Consider the following 17781-nt stretch of genomic DNA (forward strand, 5'->3'; position numbering starts at 1 on the left):
TATGATTTCAGTTACATTTTACTTGTCGACAAAATTGTCGACAATTTAAAAGCGTAGTAAAACAGCTAACGGATTAGCAATACTTTAAATTGAAAGAGGTATTTGTGATGGCGAATGTAAAAAATAATATTAAGAGTTTGTTAAAAGATCTTACGATGATTAATGCAGGTGTTGGGCAAGAGCAACCTGCGATTGAATATGTGATGAAAGCTTTAAAAGGGCATGTTGATGAACTAAAAGTAGACCAAAATGGTAATGTGCATGCAATTAAAAAAGGCCATAAAGATGGTTTAACAATGATGATTGCAGCGCATACGGATGAGATTGGTCTGATTGTTAAAAATATTCTTCCGAATGGATTCCTCTTAATTGAGAAATTAGGGGGTGTGCCTGATAACTTACTTCTTGGACGTAAAGTCTATATCGGTAAAAATAATCTTCCGGGTGTCATTGGTACAAAACCTGGGCATTTGCAAACACCTGAAGAAGCAAAACGCGTTAAAACAGTCTCAGAATGTTACGTTGATATGGCGCTTCCTTCTCGTGAAGCAGTGGAGTCTCATGGTGTTAGCGTTGGCGATCAAGTGATTATCTCTGGTGAGTTTACCGAAATGGTGGATCCTGATTATGTCTCAATGAAAGCGGTTGATGATCGTTTAGGCTGCTCAATCTTAATTGAACTTCTCAAAAACCTCTCTAAAGAGGATTTTGCCGGAACGGTTCATGGGGTCTTTACGGTACAAGAAGAAGTGGGTCTCTATGGCGCGAAGAAAGCTGGGGATCGTTATACGCCCGATTATGCGATTGTATTAGATACCATTCCTGCGGGCGATACGCCTGATGTGAATACAGATCGTGATCTGCCTGTACGTTTAGGTCAAGGCCCAGGCCTTCCACTTGCCGATGCGGTAATGCCTATCTTCTTTAGTATGATTCATCCCGCTGTGCGTAAAGCGATTGAGAAACAAGCATCTGCACAGAATATTAACCTGCAAAAATTAACCCTTTTAGGCGGCGGTTATACGACGGATGCGGCGAAGCTCTCGCACGCAGGGGGCGGTATTCCTTGTGCCACATTAGCGATTCCGCGCCGTTATTCTCATTCACCTATTGAGTTAACGAATTTAAATGATAGTGTAGATGTATACAATATTCTTCAAGGTCTTATCAAAGATAATGAGAATATGAATACATCATTCATCTAATTCAAAAGAGTATAAAGCTCTGCTACATCTCGTAGTGGGGCTTTCCTTGTAAAACGGGCATCGGTTTACCGTACAAGGTTATCGATATTGCATAGTGATCAGCGCAGATCAATAGGGGTTAAATATGAGAATTCCTTTAGCGTCATTCCAATGGATGTTATTTATATTGATGGGAAGTATCGTTATTCCTGTCGCAGTTGGCTCAACCTATGGTTTAACAGGGGATGTTTTAGTAACATTTGTCTCTAGAACACTTTTTGTTTTAGGGGTTGCCGGTATTATTCAGGTTTTTTGGGGGCATAAAATGCCTATCATCGAGGGGCCTGCCGGCGTTTGGTGGGCAGTGTTTGTGCTCTATCTCGGGATTGGCGGCGCAATGTTTGGCCCTGGCAATGAAGACAATGTTGAAACCTTACGGGTATTGGGGTTCTGCTTTATCTTAAGTGGTTTTGTCTTTATTCTCTTTGCGTATCTTGGTTGGATCGAGAAGATCGCGAAGCTCTTTACTCCGACGATTATTGGTGTTTATCTACTATTAATGGTAGTTCAGCTTTCAGGCACTTTCGTGAAAGGAATGATGGGTGTTAATGCACCGGGAGATACAGTGGATCTACTCGTGATGTTCTTATCGATCATTACGGTAGCAAGTGCTTTCTATGTAAAACGCTTTAAATCAGTGGCAGCTTATAGCACCTTAATTTCCATAGCCGTAGGTTGGGCGCTCTTCATTATCTTCGGTAAAGGGAATCCTGTTGTTCCTACAGAGACCTATTTCCAATTACCAGAACTCTTCCCATTTGGAATGCCCCGTATTGAGATTGGAATGGTACTTAATGTTGTGCTATTGACCGTGCTCTTAATCACCAACTTAATGGCTAGTGTAAAAGCAGTACAAATTACGTTAGAAACTTTCAATATTCAACCTGAAAATCGCCTTAAAGAGACGGGGGTTGTATCTGGATTAATTCATATTATGGCAGGTGCTTTCGGTGCAATCGGACCTGTGCCTATTTCGGGTTCTGCGGCCTTTATTGCGCAAACTCGTATTACGGAAAAACTTCCCTTTATTCTTGGAAATGTGTTGATTATTGCTATTAGTTTATCGCCAAAAGTGACAGCCCTATTTGCAGCTCTACCCACTGCTGTAGGCTTTGCGGCATTAGTTCCGACCTTTGGCTTTGGGACGATTATTATTGCAAAAAATCAACTTGCACTCGCGAAATACCCAGACATTCGCAACTTTGTCGCCGCTGCTGCTTGGTTTATCGGTATTGGTATTATGTTTATGCCAAGTACTGCCTTTGCCAATATGTCTGCATTAACCGTCTCTATTTTAAGTAATGGTTTAATTGTCGGTACGGCATTTGCCATTATTCTGGAGCGCTCTATGCTCAAAAAACGAGAGCAAGAGGAAGCCGGCATTACACCAGAACCCTTAACCTTAAGCGGTTTAATCGAATCTATTCAGGGATTAGTCTCTAAAGCCGAAGCGAAGTCAAAATTGCATAAAGAGGCTCATACAGAGATTCATAAAGATCACGATTCCAAGGCAAAAGTGATGCCGGTTGAAACTGTAGAGGGCTTTGTGAGTGATGAGGAAGTAGAAGTGGTCAAACAGCCGGCAATGGATGAAAACAAGCAAAGCAATAAAGACGACAACGAACACGACAATAAACACGAAAATAGTAGGGAATAAGGAGTGTAATGTGAGTAGCAGTATTTGGTTATATCCCGGGCAAGGGGCACAAAATTTAGCGATGTTAGAGCCTGTTGAAGAGCGCTATTTTGAGATGGTTGCCGAGATTACAGGTCGAGATTATCGTGTGACTTTGCCCGATTATAATCACACCATTGATATTCAGTTAGCACTTTTGATTACTCAAATGAGTGGGACGAAAGCTTTAAAATCGGCGGGACTTCAACCTGATTTTGTCGCTGGTCATTCTTTAGGGGCTTTTAGTGCTGCAGCGTGTACCGGCGTACTCTCTGAGGAAGATGCGATTGCATTGGTGTATAAACGTAGCTCGCTGATGGAATCACTCTACCCAACAGGTTATGGAATGGGCGTCATTGTCGGGCTGACTCGTCGTGAGGTCGAACGGTTAGTGGAGAGATGTTTTACCACTGATGCACCGATCTATGTCTCAAATCAAAATGAGGAGTTGCAGCTCACCATTTCAGGCGCGTGGAGTGGGATTGATCGGGTGATTCAAGAGGCGAAAGAGAATGGCGCAAGTATGGCCAAAAGACTCTCTGTGCCAACACCGTCCCACTCTATTTTAATGCAACCGGTGGCGGATGAACTGACCTTATTGGCCAAAGAGATGCATTTTAATGCCCCGAAATATCCTTATTTGAGCAATTGTACCGGGCGGCTTTTAACTGAGAAAGCAGAGATTGTGACAGATCTTATTCAAAATGTGGTTCATCCCGTGCAGTGGCTCGATATGATGCAGGTGGCGATTGAAAATCGAATGAAGCATTTTATTGAATTACCGCCGGGCTCAACACTTACCAATCTTGTCAAACGGAGTTATCCAAGCGCTTTGACCTACTGCGTCGATCAATATGGAATTGAAGATACGATTTTTTTATTTAATAAACGGAGTAAGGAAGTATGAAAACAGCTAAACAGTGGGATTTAAAACGGCAGGCAAAATTAGCAAAAATGGCTAAAATTGCACCGATGTTAAATGGTAAATATATTAGTAGTGATAATATTGTTGCTGCTCTCGAAGCGCTGATTAATCCCGGCGATAAGGTTGTATTAGAAGGGGATAATCAGAAGCAAGCTTCATTTCTATCTCAAAAACTTTTAGAGGTAGATACCGCAAAAGTCAATAACCTGCATATGATTATGCCAAGTGTGTCACGCCCTGAACATCTCACAATTTTTGAGAAAGGGATTGCGAAGAAGCTCGATTTCTCTTATGCCGGTGCGCAGAGCCTAAGAATCTCGCAAATGATTGAAGATCAGGTGGTGCAATTAGGCGATATTCATACCTATTTGGAACTGTATGGTCGTCTCTTTATCGACTTAATTCCGAATGTAGTGTTAGTCGCTGCCGATAAAGCAGATAGAGAGGGAAACCTTTACACCGGTTTTAATACCGAAGAAACACCGACTATTATTGAATCTGCCGCCTTTAAAGATGGCATTGTCATTGTGCAGGTCAATGAGATGGTCGATCAATTGCCTCGTATCGATATCCCGGCATCTTGGGTGGATGCGATTGTCGTTGCAGATGAACCTTATGCGCTTGAAGCACTCTTCACGAGAGATCCTAAAGCGATTACCGAGATTCAGATTTTAATGGCAATGATGGCCATTCGCGGGATTTATGAACGTCATCAAGTGCAATCACTCAATCACGGAATCGGTTTTAATACAGCGGCGATTGAATTGCTGTTACCAACCTATGGCGAACAATTAGGCCTAAAAGGTAAGATTGCGAAACATTGGGCACTTAATCCGCATCCCACGATGATTCCGGCCATTGAATCGGGTTGGGTTGAGAGTATTCATAGCTTTGGTGGTGAAGTAGGGATGGAGAATTATATTCGAGCTCGCCCTGATATCTTCTTTACCGGCAGCGATGGTTCAATGCGTTCAAATCGGGCTATGTGTCAAGTGGCCGGGCAATATGCAGTGGATATGTTTATCGGTTCATCCTTACAGATTGATAAGGAAGGAAACTCTTCCACTGTCACTTTAGGTCGTCTCTCGGGGTTTGGGGGCGCGCCCAATATGGGACACAATCCCGGTGGTCGCCGGCACTCAACACCTGCTTGGCTTGATCTAGCAGGGAAAGATGAGTTAGCGAAAGGTCGTAAAATTGTCGTTCAGATGGTAGAAACTTATGGCGCGAATAAAAAGCCTGTGATTGTGGATCGTTTAGATGCGATCGAAGTGAAAAAGCAAGCTGGGCTCGATATTGTACCGATTATGATCTACGGCGATGATACAACCCATTTAGTGACTGAAGAGGGCATTGCCTATCTCTATAAAACCGAGGGTTTAGAGGAGCGCCGAGCGGCGATTGCGGCGGTAGCGGGCGTAACACCTATTGGAGATAATGTGGATGAAGCGAAAGTCCGGGATCTTCGAGATAAAGGGATTGTCGCATTGCCGGAAGATCTACAAGTGGCTCGTACAGAAGCGAAGCGTTCACTATTAGCCGCGCACTCTATTGAAGATCTTGTGCAATGGTCTGATGGTCTTTATGTTCCACCTGCTAAATTTAGAAGTTGGTCTTAAATGAATCGAGATATTCAGCGTGATCGCAGTGGTGAGTGTCGTGAACTCGGTATTCCTTTTGTGGGGAGCCTTATTTGTGCATCTCAAAAAGAGCTTGCATCAATGCTTGCTGATCAAGCGGTGTTCGCACTGATTGAGGAAGTGAGCTTAACGCCGAAACCCGGCCTTGTCGATTTTAGGAGCAGTAATGCGCACAAGGATATGGATTGGGCGCTGTTAGTCGCTTCCGCGAGAGCTCTGCACGACACTTTTTATCAAATAGCATTATCGGGTTATAGCGCACCTCTTGATCAATCTTTGCGAGAAAAGATCGCTAAGATTGGTCGAGAGGGGGAGATGAAGATGCTACAAGTGACCGGTGGCGTGAATACTCATAAGGGGGCAATCTGGGTTTTGGGCTTGATGATTGCTGTACTAGCCCATCAAATAAGTGAGGCGCTGATAAGAGGAGAGTCTGTTTTGACCTCTTTGACTACTCTATTGCAAGATTGTGGTCAATTAGCCTCATTTACCGATCGTTATTATCAGTCACGTACTTTGACCAAAGGGCAAGAGAGCCGACGGAAATATGGTATTCGTGGGGCGCTCGAAGAGGCACAACTTGGCTTTCCTACCTTACGATATGTGTTGTCATTGCCGACAATAGCCGTAGATACTGATCTTAGTGAAACGCATCAGTTTATTAAAAGCGAAGATCTCTCTAACATTGAACGGCTATTACAGCTGATAAGCGTAGTCGAAGATACCTGTATTATTGCGCGCAGTGATTTAGCGACTTTACGCAAAATTCAAGCGTTTGCCACTAGAATATTAACTTTAGGATTGACAACAACAGCAGGACAGCAAGCTTATCAACAGTTATGCCAATATTGCACTGAAGCTTATCTCTCACCAGGGGGCAGTGCGGATCTATTAGCAGCCATTATATTTTTAGAAAAAGTAGGAGTTATCAATGGAACAGTTACGTTTTAAATATCAAGGACATGAGGCGGTCAACAATCGCGCCCATGTAGGGGTCGTAGGTTCTGGTGATTTAGAAGTATTATTTGAACCTATTGAGGGTGATCATGCCGAGATTTCGGTGATTACCGGCAGTGATGGTTTTGAAGCTGTCTGGGAGAAGGTACTTAATCGCTTTTTTACCCGTTATCCGCTGTTAGTGAAAGTGACGATTCATGATTTTGGTGCAACGCCGGGCGTTGTTTCACTTCGTTTAGCACAAGCCTTGGAGGAATTGAAAAATGAGAAATAGTTTTGTGGAATTAAATGGACGTGAACGGGCGATTGCGTTACTCGACCAAGGGAGTTCACAGGAATTTTTGGGGCCTTTTGAAGAGTTGATGAGTCCTTATCTGATGCCGCAAGGGATTGTGCCACAAAGTGACGATGGGGTCATTTTGATGCGTGGCCAGCTTGATGGTCAAGAAGCCATTGTAATCTCGATCGAGGGGGATTTCCAAGGTGGTGGAATTGGCGAAGTCAGTGGTGCAAAAATTGTCGCGGCGCTTGGTAAAGCCTTAGAAGAAAATGAGGCAGGGAATCGAGTCTATCCTATTATTATCTTTGATACAGGGGGTGTGCGCTTACAAGAAGCGAATTATGGGTTGCTTTCAATCTCTGAAATTCAAAATATGATTATTGCGCTACGAGGGCACGTTCCAGTGATTGGCCTTGTGCCAGGATTAGTAGGGTCATTTGGAGGAATGTCGATCACTTCAGCAGTCACTTCTTATCTTATTGCTACAAATCGGGCTCGCGTTGGTCTCAATGGCCCGCAGGTTATTGAACAAGAAGCGGGTGTGCGAGAGTTCGATTCAAGCGATCAAGCCTTAATCTGGGATACGATCGGCGTTAATCAGAAAGCGAAGACCGGTTTAGTGGATGAAGTGGTGGAAGATGATATTGCCACTATTCGTCAAACTATTGAAAAAGTAATCACTAATCCTCCTAAAAACTTCCGTTCTCGGCAGTTAGATCGTTTCTTAGGTTTATTAGAGGTGATTGATTTCGAGGCGCCTTTAACCCCTGATCAATATGCAGATCTCTTTGCAAAGACAACGGCTGATAAAGTATTTGATTATCCGCTTGCCACAGCAGGAGAGAAAGATCAAAGCGCCGGACGGGGTTATAGTTGGTTTTCTCGTTTAACCGGTATTCCGCATCCCACAAGCTCTGTACCCTCGGTATTAGCTGCGGATGTGGAGCAAAATGGGCAAAAACGTCGCTATCTTGCAGTCGTGCCTAATAAAACGAATCGTTTTCATCGTGTGCGCAATGGTGAGGTAGGATTACAAGAGGGCTTTGTACTGGCCAAATATATTTGGCAAGCGATTGAGGAAGATAAGGATAAAGCAGAAAAACGGCCTATTATGCTCGTCATCGATGTCCCAAGCCAAGCGTATGGTTATAAAGAGGAGTTGATCGGTATTCATCTCGCTTTAGCGGCCAGTGCTGATGCGTATGCAACAGCTCGTCAGATGGGACATCCTGTGATTGGTCTTATCGTGGGGAATGCGATTTCAGGGGCGTTCTTAGCTCACGGTTTACAGTCAAATCGTTTGATTGCTTTAGATGATAAAGCGATTAACGTTCAAGCGATGTCGAAAGAATCTGCCGCACGCGTTACTTTGAGAACAGTGGAAGAGATTGATGCGGCTTCAGCAAAAGTCCCGGCTATTGCTTACGATATTCGTAGCTTCCAAAAACTCGGCGCACTCTATGATCTATTAACGGTGGATAATGCTGATGAACCCACAGAGGCGGATGTCGCGAAATTGTTAGCAAAAGCCCAAGAGGCCATTGATAGCTTAGGGGATGATGCGACAGATTTAACATTCCGCTATACCAATCCGCAAGCTGTAAGCTTTGGTCGGGTAGAAACCAATAAAGTACGCAATCGTTTGGATGAAGTATGGCAATAGTCTATCCGCACGATATTGTAAAGGTAAAGGAAGGCGTATCATTGGATACGCTTTTCTTGCCACAATGGGCTTTAGAGCGTTGGCAGCAATCGCCTTATCACGTCATTCGTCGAGCTATAGTCCGTGATAACGAGATACCGATAGGCATTCGTGGCACTTCTCGAGGAGAGCGATTTGGCTGCTATATTCCTATTGATTGGATTGAAGAGATTATCCGGCCTCAAGATCTAGTGGTCAATAAGACTTGGCATCATTGGGCAAGAGCTGATCAGTTCTCTGAGATGTTCACGACAATTGAAGCAATGGCCGATATTTTGACAGATATTGAGTGGGGCATTGGCGGAAGTCTAGGTTATGAGTTAACGACAGGGCAGGCGGCGATTACCGACAATAGTGATCTTGATATTATTCTCTATCCTTCACAAAAATTTTCCCGGGAATGCGCGAATAAGTGGTTAATTATGAGTAATCATTGTGCAAAAAAAGTGGACTTTCAGGTAGAAATAGAGAAAGGTGCTTTTCATTTGGTGGAATATGCGCGGGGAAATAAAGAAATTTTATTAAAGAAAATAGATGGTTACTCTCTTGTTAGAGATGTTTGGAAGTAATCGCGGTGAATATTGCAATAGTAGAAAGAAGTGTGCAATATTTGTTATACTTCTTTCAATTTTCAATAACTATGGATTGTTATGACAGAAAAACGGGCAAAAACGTTACCCAATTCGATTAAGGCAACAATCATTGAAGATATTATGACCGGCGAAATTCAGCCAAGGGATAAGATCTTAGAGGAGAAGTATGCAAAGAAAATGGGTGCAAGCCGCGCCTCAGTGCGAGAGGCAATTTTTATGTTAGTCAGCGAAGGGATCGCGACGAAGATTGAGAATAAAGGGACTTTTCTTAATAGTTTTACTTATGAAGAGCATATTGATCTCTATCATCTGCGCTTTTTCTTAGAGCAACAAGCGATTCAGAAATACCCAAGAATCAAAGATTTTTCAGAATTGATCGCCGAATTAACATCACTCTCTACGAAGATGAAGGATGCGATGCGTAATGTCGCTGAATTGAGCCTTTATAATTATCAATTTCATTATGCCCTGGTAGAGCATTCAGGGAGCCGAGTATTAATTGAGCGCTACCCCTCTTTTTATGTGAGTTTAGCCTTTATTCAAAATGAGCTATATCATCATCACCGTTCAGAGATCGAAAAACCTGTAAATGAACATGATGAATTGATTGAAGCATTAAAAGCCCGAGATTTTGATAAGTTAACCGAGGTTTTATTGATGCATCAGAAAGATGTCTTAGCGCTACTACAGCGGACAGTGATGCAGAGGTTAGGGGCATAAAGGCATCGATCTTTCATATTGAACATATAGTGATTTTGGTTTAAGAAAATTAACCTTCATTGCAGGATAAAAATTCATATAAACCTTGCAAATATTTTCAATCAATAATTTACAGCTGATGCGCTGGCATTTAAATAAGCTTATTTTTAACCGATCTTACTATAAAAAGAGAATCTAATCTGAACAGGTACCCATTATATCTACTTGCTGATATAACGGGTCTTACATTAGCTATACATGTGATCGATTATCATTCATGAATAATTGATAGCATGAAAGTGTTTTAAATTGAATAGTAAAGCTCATATTCCACGGGATGCGGTGTTTCTGCAACTTTATTGACTTCTTTCTGTTTCAATTGAATATAAGCATCAATAAGATCATTGCTAAAGACATTTCCCGCAAGTAAGAATTCACGGTCTTTATCTAAAGCTTCAAGTGCTTCCTCTAAGCTTTTACATACTTTTGGAATGGCTTTTAATTGGTCGCTAGAGAGATCATAGAGGTTCTCATCAGAAGCAGGACCTGGATCGATCTGATTTTTAATGCCGTCAATTCCAGCCATTAACATTGCAGCAAATGAGAGATAAGGGTTGCCCGTTGCATCAGGAAAACGAATCTCGATGCGACGACCTTTCTCATTGGCGATATAAGGGATACGAATAGAAGCTGTTCTATTTTTGGCAGAATAGGCTAATAGTATTGGTGCTTCGTAATGTGGCACTAAGCGTTTATAACTATTCGTTGAAGCATTGGTAAAGGCATTAAGGGCTTTAGCATGTTTGATAATGCCACCAATAAAGTAGAGCGCTGTTTGTGATAGGTTACTATAACCATCACCACAGAACATATTCTCCCCATTTTTAAATAGAGAAATATGTACATGCATTCCTGAACCATTTTCCCCAAAATAAGGTTTTGGCAGGAATGTTGCGCTCTTACCATGTAGTTCAGCTGTGCTTTTAATGATATATTTGAGTCTTTGTGTTTCATCTGCTTTCTTAAGAAGCGTATTAAAACGAGAGCCAATTTCGCATTGTCCAGCAGACGCAACTTCTCGATGATGAATTTCTACTTCAATACCCGTCTCCTCAGCAATAAGTGTAATCTCATTACGTAAATCATGGAGTTTATCAACGGGTTGAAGAGGTGCATAGCCCCCTTGTTTCTCGGCTAAATGACCTGAAACAGCATTCGCTCCACTTGATTGCCAATAACAGACTGAGGAATTCAATTCATAGCTTACGCGATTGGGGTCTGTACTATACTGCACATTATCAAAAATAAAAAATTCATTTTCAGGGCCTAAAAATGCAGTGTCTGCAATCCCTGTTTCTTGTAGGTGATTTTCTGCTCTTTTCGCTAAAGCTCGAGGGTCACGAGAATAGTAATCCATTGTATCGGGCTCTAATACATCACAAATAAGGACAAGTGTAGGATGTTTGATTAATGGGTCAATAAACGCACTCTCAGGGTTTGGGAGAAGAATCATATCTGAAGATTCAGTCTGTTTCCAACCTTTAAAACTAGAACCATCAAAAAATTTTCCTTGAGTAAAGAGTTCTTCATTAACCTGTCGTGCGGGGATAGTGAAGTGGTGTTCTTGGCCGACCATGTCAGTAAGACGAAGATCAACAAATAAAATACCTTTTTCTTTAATGAGTTCTAATACAGAACGTATACTATCAGCCGCCATTGAATCTCTCTCCTTCAAATTTTCGATCACTAAACTAAATATTCTACACTAATTTTATAGAGAAATAACGGCGAGATAGCTAGAATTTTTTGTAAAAAAAGTTGATGAAATTCCTTGCTTTATGTTTTGCTCGGAGTGACGTAGAATAAAGAACGATTCACTTTAAAAAGTGTGGATCAAGGATATCTCTTTCTTACCATTATCCTTCAATAATGAACTATCACTAAAAATAGCGAAAGGTGATTCATATTCATGAAAATTACTACCTGGAATGTTAATTCCATCAATGTTCGTTTAACTCACCTTCTCTCTTTTCTTGAAACTGAAAAGCCAGATGTTATTGGTTTGCAAGAATTGAAAGCACCGAATGATAAATTCCCTCTAATTGAGATCGAAGCTACCGGTTATCACGTAGCGCTTAATGGTCAGCCAACTTATAATGGTGTTGCTTTGATCGCAAGTCAGCCGATCGATGATGTTGTGCTTGATATACCGGGCTTTGATTCAGATGAGAAGCGAGTAATTGCCGGAACAGTGGCAGGTGTACGTGTTGTGAATGCCTATGTGCCCAATGGGCAAAATCCTGATTCTGATAAATACCAATATAAATTGCGTTGGTTAGTGGCTTTTACTGCTTATCTTCAGCAGCTATCTAAAGAATATGCTCAATTGATCGTTATTGGAGATTTTAATATCGCGCCGGCGGATGATGATGTGCATAATCCTGCTTCATGGAAAGGAAAGATACTCTGTACGGATCAAGAAAGAGCTGCTTTTCAAAAAATATTAGCATTAGGATTTTTAGATACGCTCCGTATTGAAGCAAAACCGAAAGGCACTTTTACTTGGTGGGATTATCGTCAGGGTGGATTTGAGAAAAATAGTGGTATTCGTATTGATCATCTATTATCATCGAAAGTATTAGGCCGGCGATATCAATCATCAATGGTTCATCTTGATTATAGGGCTTTAGAGCGCCCCTCAGATCATGCGCCGGTTTCTGTTGTATTTAAGTGATGATTTATGACAACTATTAACAATGAAGATGTAAAAGGTGATTATCTCAATAGAGCAGATAAATGGCTAAAATTTATTCAAGGTTTATTCAAGATCTATTCAAAGTTATTTGGCGTTATTCAAATGAGATGAATGAAGCATATAATAAAACGTATATATAAAGAGCATATGAAGTGTATGGTAGTTAAGTATATGGGATATAATTGAAACTTGATGAAACTTAAATAATGAGGTCTCTTAAGTTACCTGATACCAGTATTTCACAAAGGAGAAAGTATGTTTGGTGGTAGTATTGTGGCGATTGTCACACCGATGTTCCCTGATGGTCGAATTGATTACGATACATTTGAAAAGTTAGTCGAATTTCATATTGAAAATAAAACAGATGCAATTGTTGCTGTGGGTACAACCGGTGAGTCTGCAACAGTGAATTTTGATGAACATCGTGAAGTAGTTAAACGTGTTGTTCAGTATGTCAATGGGCGTGTACCGGTAATTGCTGGAACAGGTGGCAATTCTACAGAAGAGGCGATTCGTCTAACTCATTGGGCAGCTGAAGATGGAGCCGATGCATGCTTACTTGTGGCACCTTATTACAATAAACCGCCACAGGAAGGGCTCTATCAACATTTCAAGTTAATTGCTGAAACAGTGGATATCCCTCAAATTCTCTATAATGTACCAGGAAGAACTTGCTCAGATATCCAAGTCGATACAGTCGCGAGATTAGCAGAGCTTAAAAATATTGTGGCGATTAAAGAAGCAAGTACTTTCGAGCGCGTTGAGCAATTGATTCGTCGTGTTGGGGATAAAATAGATGTTTTAACGGGCGAAGATGGAATTGCGGCAAAGTGTGTATTAGCAGGGGCAAAAGGTGTTATTTCTGTTACCGCAAATATAGCTCCTCTTCAAATGCATGACATGATTGCAGCAGCATTAGCAGGTAATGAGACTGAAGCATATGCTATAAATGATAAGATTAAAGAGTTACATCATGTACTCTTTTTAGAAACAAACCCCATTCCTGTAAAGTGGGTTTTACAAGAGATGAAAAAAATTCACGCGGGTATTCGCCTTCCCCTTGTACCGTTAAATAAACAGTATCATTTGACCGTTCGCGAAGCGATGAAAAATGCAGGGATTTATTCATAAATTATTGCTATTATAAGAGCTTATATAGGATAAAAAGAGCAATGGGTTTGTTTTTACGCTATAATCCACAAAAAGTATTTTGTGATTACTTAAATCGCTTATACAATAACAAGAATTTTAATTCGTTAAGGGTTAGTCCATGTATACAAAAAAAAATAGCGTTTGTAGTACTGCTATCAGGTTTAGTTATTAGTGGTTGCTCTACGCAAAAAGTGCAACCGCGCGATAGCTTGCGTTATTTGTCATCATCGCAAGTGAATCCACTTGAGTATCCACCAAGCTTAGTGAAGACAACAAGAACAGATACTGTAGCGACTACGACACTTAAAGAGTATCGGCAACATCAAAAACAAGTTGCACAAAAAGTATTACCTACAGGGGATAATGCTGGTTTAACCTTCATTGAATCTGAAAATGGTCGACGTTGGATTAATACTGGGCATTCACCAGATTATGTTTGGCAACAGATACAGCAACTTGTGCGTCAGCTTGGTTTAGAAATCGAGTCCCAGACCCCTGAAGCCGGTATTATCGAAACTAAATGGGCTGAAAACCAAGCGAATGTAGATGATGGCTTTATTCGTGGTTTAATTCGTAAAGTCGCAGGAAGCTTACTAGGTTCGACCTCTAAAGATAAATTTAAAATTCGTTTAGAGCGCGATGGTGATCGAGTGCTTGTATTTGTAACACATTACGCATTGAAAGATGAAGCAACGGGTAATGATCAGCAATTCCATAAATGGGTTGAATCGGCAGGTGATCCTGAGCTTGAAGCTGAATTCTTAGCACGACTATCTGCGCGATTAGGCGTGGGAGGTGATGGGCTTAGTGCCTTGGGAAAGGAGGGGATCCCCGCTATTGACCGGGAGGGGATGCATATTACTGTCAGTAATAGATCGCAACAGGATGTATGGAAACAACTTGGTGAAATCTTAGATGATGGCGCTGAATTTAATATCTTAGAACAATATTCAGGTATCAATACTTATCGAGTTGGTCGAGTTATCAAAAAACGTCGTTTCTTCTTCTTTACTCGTTATGACCGTGAGGGTGAAGTGTACTACATTCGTGTCAATGAATCGGCTAATGGTACCGCGATAGATATTTTACCTGTTTTGACAGTTAATCATTTAGAAGAAATGGTAGATAAAATTTCTACCAAGCTGCAGTAATGTTGTCTTGGAATCATAGTTATCATCATAATATGAGTTTAGAATAGTTAATCCTATATTTTGGTAAAATAAAAACGCTCGATTGATTAATCGGGCGTTTCGTTTATGTACTGTAAGTACAATAAGCTATCTCAAAAGGAGCAGAGAGAAGATATGGGGCAGAAAATTGCGAAACTTGATCCGCATGTCATTAACCAGATTGCCGCTGGTGAAGTGGTTGAGAGACCGGCTTCAGTTGTGAAAGAGTTAGTTGAGAATAGTATTGATGCCAATGCCACTGAAATTGTGATAGATATTCGAGCAGGTGGCATTGAACAGATTATTGTACAAGATAATGGGAGTGGGATTGCTAAGGAGGATTTAAGCCTTGCTTTATCAAGTCATTCCACGAGTAAGATTCGTTCAGCCAATGATCTAGAAGAGATTGCCACTTTAGGTTTTAGAGGAGAAGCGCTACCGAGTATTGCGGCAGTTTCTCGCTTAACACTTATTTCTCGAGAAGCGGGAACAGAGTATGCCTTTAAAGTACAGAGCAAAGGGCATGATGAAATTAATGAGCCGATGCCGGCATCGCTTCCCCAAGGCACTCGAATCGAAGTTTTTGATCTCTTTTTTAATGTGCCGGCAAGACGGAAATTTTTGCGTACTGAGAGAACAGAGCTAAGTCATATTGAAACTTTAGTAAAACGCCTAGCGCTTATTCGTTTCGATATTAGTTTCACTCTTATTCATAATGGGCGTGAGATCTTTTCAGCGCCTATTGCTGAGACAATGGCGCAAAAACAGGCAAGAATTGGGCAAGTTTTTAATCAAGAATTTTTAGATAATTGTTTTCACTTTTCACATACTAAAGAAGTGGTGATTGATGATGTGGGAACAACTCGAATTTTAACGTTAGAAGGTTGGGTTGCTAAGCCTACTTTTTTCCGCAATAACAATGAATGGCAGTATGTCTATGTCAATGGGCGAATGGTAAAAGATCGTCTTGTGGCGCATGCGATTCGTCAAGCTTATCGAGATGTTATGTACAGTGATAAGCATCCTGCTTTTGTGGTCTATTTTACGCTTGATCCTGCTGCGGTAGATGTCAATGCTCATCCCCAAAAACATGAGGTGCGGTTTCGAGAGTCGCGAATTGTTCATAACTTTCTTTTTAGCACCTTTAATCATGTCATCTCTCGGCCGGAAGTTCTAGAGGGGAGTGATGCGCTTCCGGTTGTGGCTTCAATAGAGGATAAACAGCCTTTATCAGCACAAGAAGCGCCATCAGAGAGTAGTGCCATTGCAAATCAACGACAAACAGGACTCTCTTTTGGTAATCAATATGGTGGGCAGGGTAAGCCTTATAAGCCTCTTAATCTCTATGAAGCAATCGGTGCCGGTCGCAATATATCAAATTCATCAGGGCAACAAGTATTTACCGAACTAACAGATGAAACTTCTTCAACGGCGCTTAATCATTCAGCTACTGATAAAATTGGCAATAAAAATGATCAAGATTTCGATCCTGATGATGCACCGTTAGGCTATGCGCTCGGACAACTTCATGAAGCCTATATTTTGGCGGAGAATCGGCAGGGTTTAGTGATGGTAGATATGCATGCCGCTCATGAGCGGATTATTTATGAGCGTTTTAAGAGTGCAGTGGATACGGATAAAGGGATTGTCAGACAAGCCTTGTTAATTCCTAAAACTATTGAAGTAACCTCGAAAGAGATTGCGCTTGTAGAGGAATTTCAGGCAGAACTTCACTCAATAGGTTTGATTTTAGAAGTATTAAGTCATAATTCCATTGTAGTACGAGAGGTTCCGGCAAGTTTAATTCGCGCTAATATCGAGAAATTAGTGAGCGAAGTGTTACGAGATTTTGACCGCTATGGGTCTAGTCAAAAGATTACGGAACATATCCATGATATTCTTTCAACGATGGCTTGTCATAGCGCTATTCGTCATCATCGGCGTTTAACCTTACCAGAGATGAATGCGCTACTTCGAGATATGGAGCGTACAGAACGATCAGGGCAGTGTAATCATGGTCGCCCTACTTGGCGGTCGTTAGCATTGACTGATTTAGATAAACTCTTTTTACGAGGTGAATAGTGAATTCAACAATCTTACAACGATGCGTTATTTTTGGTAATCCTATTGCGCAATCAAAATCTCCAGAGATGCAGATGCAGTTTGCTCGTAATGCCGGTGTCAATCTTGAGTATTTAAAGGTTCTAACGCCGCTCGATGATCTTGCAGGAACCTTAAAGCATTGGGTCAATCAAGGGATTGTTGGGGCTAATATTACCGTTCCGTTTAAAGAGGAGATATATCGATTGTGTGATGATTTAACACCTGAAGCTCGTACAGCGAAAGCCGTCAATACAATTCGTATTCAAGAAGGGAAGATCTACGGACATAATACTGATGGTATTGGACTTATTCGGGATATGACCGAGCTAAAAGGAATTCAAATTGCCGGCAAGCGCATTTTAGTATTAGGTGCCGGTGGCGCAGTTCGCGGCATTATGCAACCGCTTTTAGATCAAAAACCGCATTCTGTGATGTTGAGTAATCGTACTTTGATTAAAGCAGAGCAATTAGTCCAAGAGTTTGCAAATAGTACACAATGTGATATTTCAGCGATGGCTTGGCATGATTTACAGGATGAGTTTGATCTGATTATTAATGGGACAAGTGCCTCACTGCAACAAGATTTCCCGGCATTACCACAAGGAACGATCGGTAGCGATACTATCGGTTATGATCTTGTTTATAGCAATCAACCCACTATTTTTATGGAATATATCTACGATAATGGTGGTAAAAAAGCCTATGATGGCTTAGGGATGCTCATTGAGCAAGGCGTATACGCCTTTGAATTTTGGTTCGGGAAGAAGCCCTCGATAGATGGTGTAATGGCGATCTTTGGGCGGTAATATTGATAAACATTATTTCCCTTTTGGATCTTTGATAAAAGTAAGAAAGTTAAGATAAAACGTGCCTTTAATCAGGCATTC

General features: G+C 41.3%; 15 protein-coding genes. 14 read left to right on the plus strand and 1 reads right to left on the minus strand.

Features of this window, described 5'->3' with window-relative positions; all coding sequences use genetic code 11:
* The first annotated feature begins 107 nt into the window (after nt 1-107).
* From WMO13_RS01580 to WMO13_RS01620, 9 genes are all read left to right on the plus strand, one after another.
* Entirely contained in the window at nt 108-1205 is a 1098-nt protein-coding gene (locus tag WMO13_RS01580) for a M42 family metallopeptidase (RefSeq protein WP_034855273.1), read from the plus strand.
* Between the two features lie 124 nt (nt 1206-1329).
* The gene (locus WMO13_RS01585) at nt 1330-2901 is read left to right on the plus strand and encodes a purine/pyrimidine permease (protein WP_084331420.1); all 1572 of its coding nucleotides are present in this window, start codon (nt 1330-1332) and stop codon (nt 2899-2901) included.
* Between the two features lie 10 nt (nt 2902-2911).
* Nucleotides 2912-3826, plus strand: a complete 915-nt coding sequence (locus WMO13_RS01590) for an ACP S-malonyltransferase (RefSeq protein ID WP_051396101.1) — start codon at nt 2912-2914, stop codon at nt 3824-3826.
* Entirely contained in the window at nt 3823-5463 is a 1641-nt protein-coding gene (gene mdcA, locus WMO13_RS01595; RefSeq protein WP_026878426.1) for a malonate decarboxylase subunit alpha, read from the plus strand. Before WMO13_RS01590 ends, mdcA begins: the two co-directional genes overlap by 4 nt.
* Nucleotides 5464-6435, plus strand: coding sequence for a triphosphoribosyl-dephospho-CoA synthase (locus tag WMO13_RS01600; protein WP_051396102.1), 972 nt, complete (start codon nt 5464-5466; stop codon nt 6433-6435). It begins immediately after the preceding gene.
* A complete protein-coding gene (locus WMO13_RS01605; RefSeq protein ID WP_026878427.1) occupies nt 6416-6715 on the plus strand; it encodes a malonate decarboxylase subunit delta in 300 nt (99 codons plus the stop codon). The genes WMO13_RS01600 and WMO13_RS01605 overlap by 20 nt, the downstream gene beginning before the upstream one ends.
* A complete protein-coding gene (gene mdcD, locus WMO13_RS01610; RefSeq protein WP_026878428.1) occupies nt 6705-8384 on the plus strand; it encodes a biotin-independent malonate decarboxylase subunit beta in 1680 nt (559 codons plus the stop codon). Before WMO13_RS01605 ends, mdcD begins: the two co-directional genes overlap by 11 nt.
* Nucleotides 8375-8992 (plus strand): malonate decarboxylase holo-ACP synthase, encoded by a 618-nt coding sequence (locus tag WMO13_RS01615; RefSeq protein WP_026878429.1) that lies wholly within the window; start codon nt 8375-8377, stop codon nt 8990-8992. The genes mdcD and WMO13_RS01615 overlap by 10 nt, the downstream gene beginning before the upstream one ends.
* Before the next feature lie 81 nt (nt 8993-9073).
* Nucleotides 9074-9736 carry a GntR family transcriptional regulator gene (locus tag WMO13_RS01620; RefSeq protein WP_026878430.1) on the plus strand — a complete coding sequence of 221 codons (663 nt, stop codon included), beginning with the start codon at nt 9074-9076 and terminating at the stop codon, nt 9734-9736.
* Nucleotides 9737-10019: 283 nt separating this feature from the next.
* Here the strand turns inward: WMO13_RS01620 and glnA are convergent, their stop codons facing one another.
* The gene (gene glnA, locus WMO13_RS01625; protein WP_026878431.1) at nt 10020-11432 is read right to left on the minus strand and encodes a type I glutamate--ammonia ligase; all 1413 of its coding nucleotides are present in this window, start codon (nt 11430-11432) and stop codon (nt 10020-10022) included.
* 252 nt (nt 11433-11684) lie between these two features.
* Between glnA and xth the strand changes: the two genes are divergently transcribed.
* The 5 genes from xth to aroE all read left to right on the plus strand — a co-directional run bounded on the left by xth (nt 11685) and on the right by aroE (nt 17700).
* On the plus strand, nt 11685-12449 hold the full coding sequence (gene xth / locus WMO13_RS01630; RefSeq protein ID WP_026878432.1) for an exodeoxyribonuclease III: 765 nt from the start codon (nt 11685-11687) through the stop codon (nt 12447-12449).
* A gap of 276 nt (nt 12450-12725) precedes the next feature.
* The gene (gene dapA / locus WMO13_RS01635) at nt 12726-13601 is read left to right on the plus strand and encodes a 4-hydroxy-tetrahydrodipicolinate synthase (RefSeq protein ID WP_026878433.1); all 876 of its coding nucleotides are present in this window, start codon (nt 12726-12728) and stop codon (nt 13599-13601) included.
* A 239-nt stretch (nt 13602-13840) separates the two neighbouring features.
* Nucleotides 13841-14773: an outer membrane protein assembly factor BamC gene (gene bamC, locus WMO13_RS01640; protein WP_169727760.1), complete on the plus strand. Its 933-nt coding sequence runs from the start codon at nt 13841-13843 to the stop codon at nt 14771-14773.
* A gap of 153 nt (nt 14774-14926) precedes the next feature.
* Complete coding sequence (mutL, locus tag WMO13_RS01645; protein WP_026878435.1) at nt 14927-16873, plus strand: DNA mismatch repair endonuclease MutL; 1947 nt, start codon at nt 14927-14929, stop codon at nt 16871-16873.
* Nucleotides 16873-17700 carry a shikimate dehydrogenase gene (gene aroE, locus WMO13_RS01650; protein ID WP_051396103.1) on the plus strand — a complete coding sequence of 276 codons (828 nt, stop codon included), beginning with the start codon at nt 16873-16875 and terminating at the stop codon, nt 17698-17700. Before mutL ends, aroE begins: the two co-directional genes overlap by 1 nt.
* Nucleotides 17701-17781: the final 81 nt, after the last annotated feature.

The sequence above is a fragment of the Ignatzschineria larvae DSM 13226 genome, assembly GCF_038500265.1.
GTDB classification, from domain to species: domain Bacteria; phylum Pseudomonadota; class Gammaproteobacteria; order Cardiobacteriales; family Wohlfahrtiimonadaceae; genus Ignatzschineria; species Ignatzschineria larvae.

What these genes read in the sequence shown, in the direction of transcription:
- WMO13_RS01580 (WP_034855273.1), top strand. Translation starts at nt 108, where the DNA reads ATGGCGAATGTAAAAAATAATATTAAGAGTTTGTTAAAAGATCTTACG.
- WMO13_RS01585 (WP_084331420.1), top strand. Translation starts at nt 1,330, where the DNA reads ATGAGAATTCCTTTAGCGTCATTCCAATGGATGTTATTTATATTGATG.
- mdcA (WP_026878426.1), top strand. Translation starts at nt 3,823, where the DNA reads ATGAAAACAGCTAAACAGTGGGATTTAAAACGGCAGGCAAAATTAGCA.
- WMO13_RS01600 (WP_051396102.1), top strand. Translation starts at nt 5,464, where the DNA reads ATGAATCGAGATATTCAGCGTGATCGCAGTGGTGAGTGTCGTGAACTC.
- WMO13_RS01605 (WP_026878427.1), top strand. Translation starts at nt 6,416, where the DNA reads ATGGAACAGTTACGTTTTAAATATCAAGGACATGAGGCGGTCAACAAT.
- mdcD (WP_026878428.1), top strand. Translation starts at nt 6,705, where the DNA reads ATGAGAAATAGTTTTGTGGAATTAAATGGACGTGAACGGGCGATTGCG.
- WMO13_RS01615 (WP_026878429.1), top strand. Translation starts at nt 8,375, where the DNA reads ATGGCAATAGTCTATCCGCACGATATTGTAAAGGTAAAGGAAGGCGTA.
- WMO13_RS01620 (WP_026878430.1), top strand. Translation starts at nt 9,074, where the DNA reads ATGACAGAAAAACGGGCAAAAACGTTACCCAATTCGATTAAGGCAACA.
- glnA (WP_026878431.1), bottom strand. Translation starts at nt 11,432, where the DNA reads ATGGCGGCTGATAGTATACGTTCTGTATTAGAACTCATTAAAGAAAAA.
- xth (WP_026878432.1), top strand. Translation starts at nt 11,685, where the DNA reads ATGAAAATTACTACCTGGAATGTTAATTCCATCAATGTTCGTTTAACT.
- dapA (WP_026878433.1), top strand. Translation starts at nt 12,726, where the DNA reads ATGTTTGGTGGTAGTATTGTGGCGATTGTCACACCGATGTTCCCTGAT.
- mutL (WP_026878435.1), top strand. Translation starts at nt 14,927, where the DNA reads ATGGGGCAGAAAATTGCGAAACTTGATCCGCATGTCATTAACCAGATT.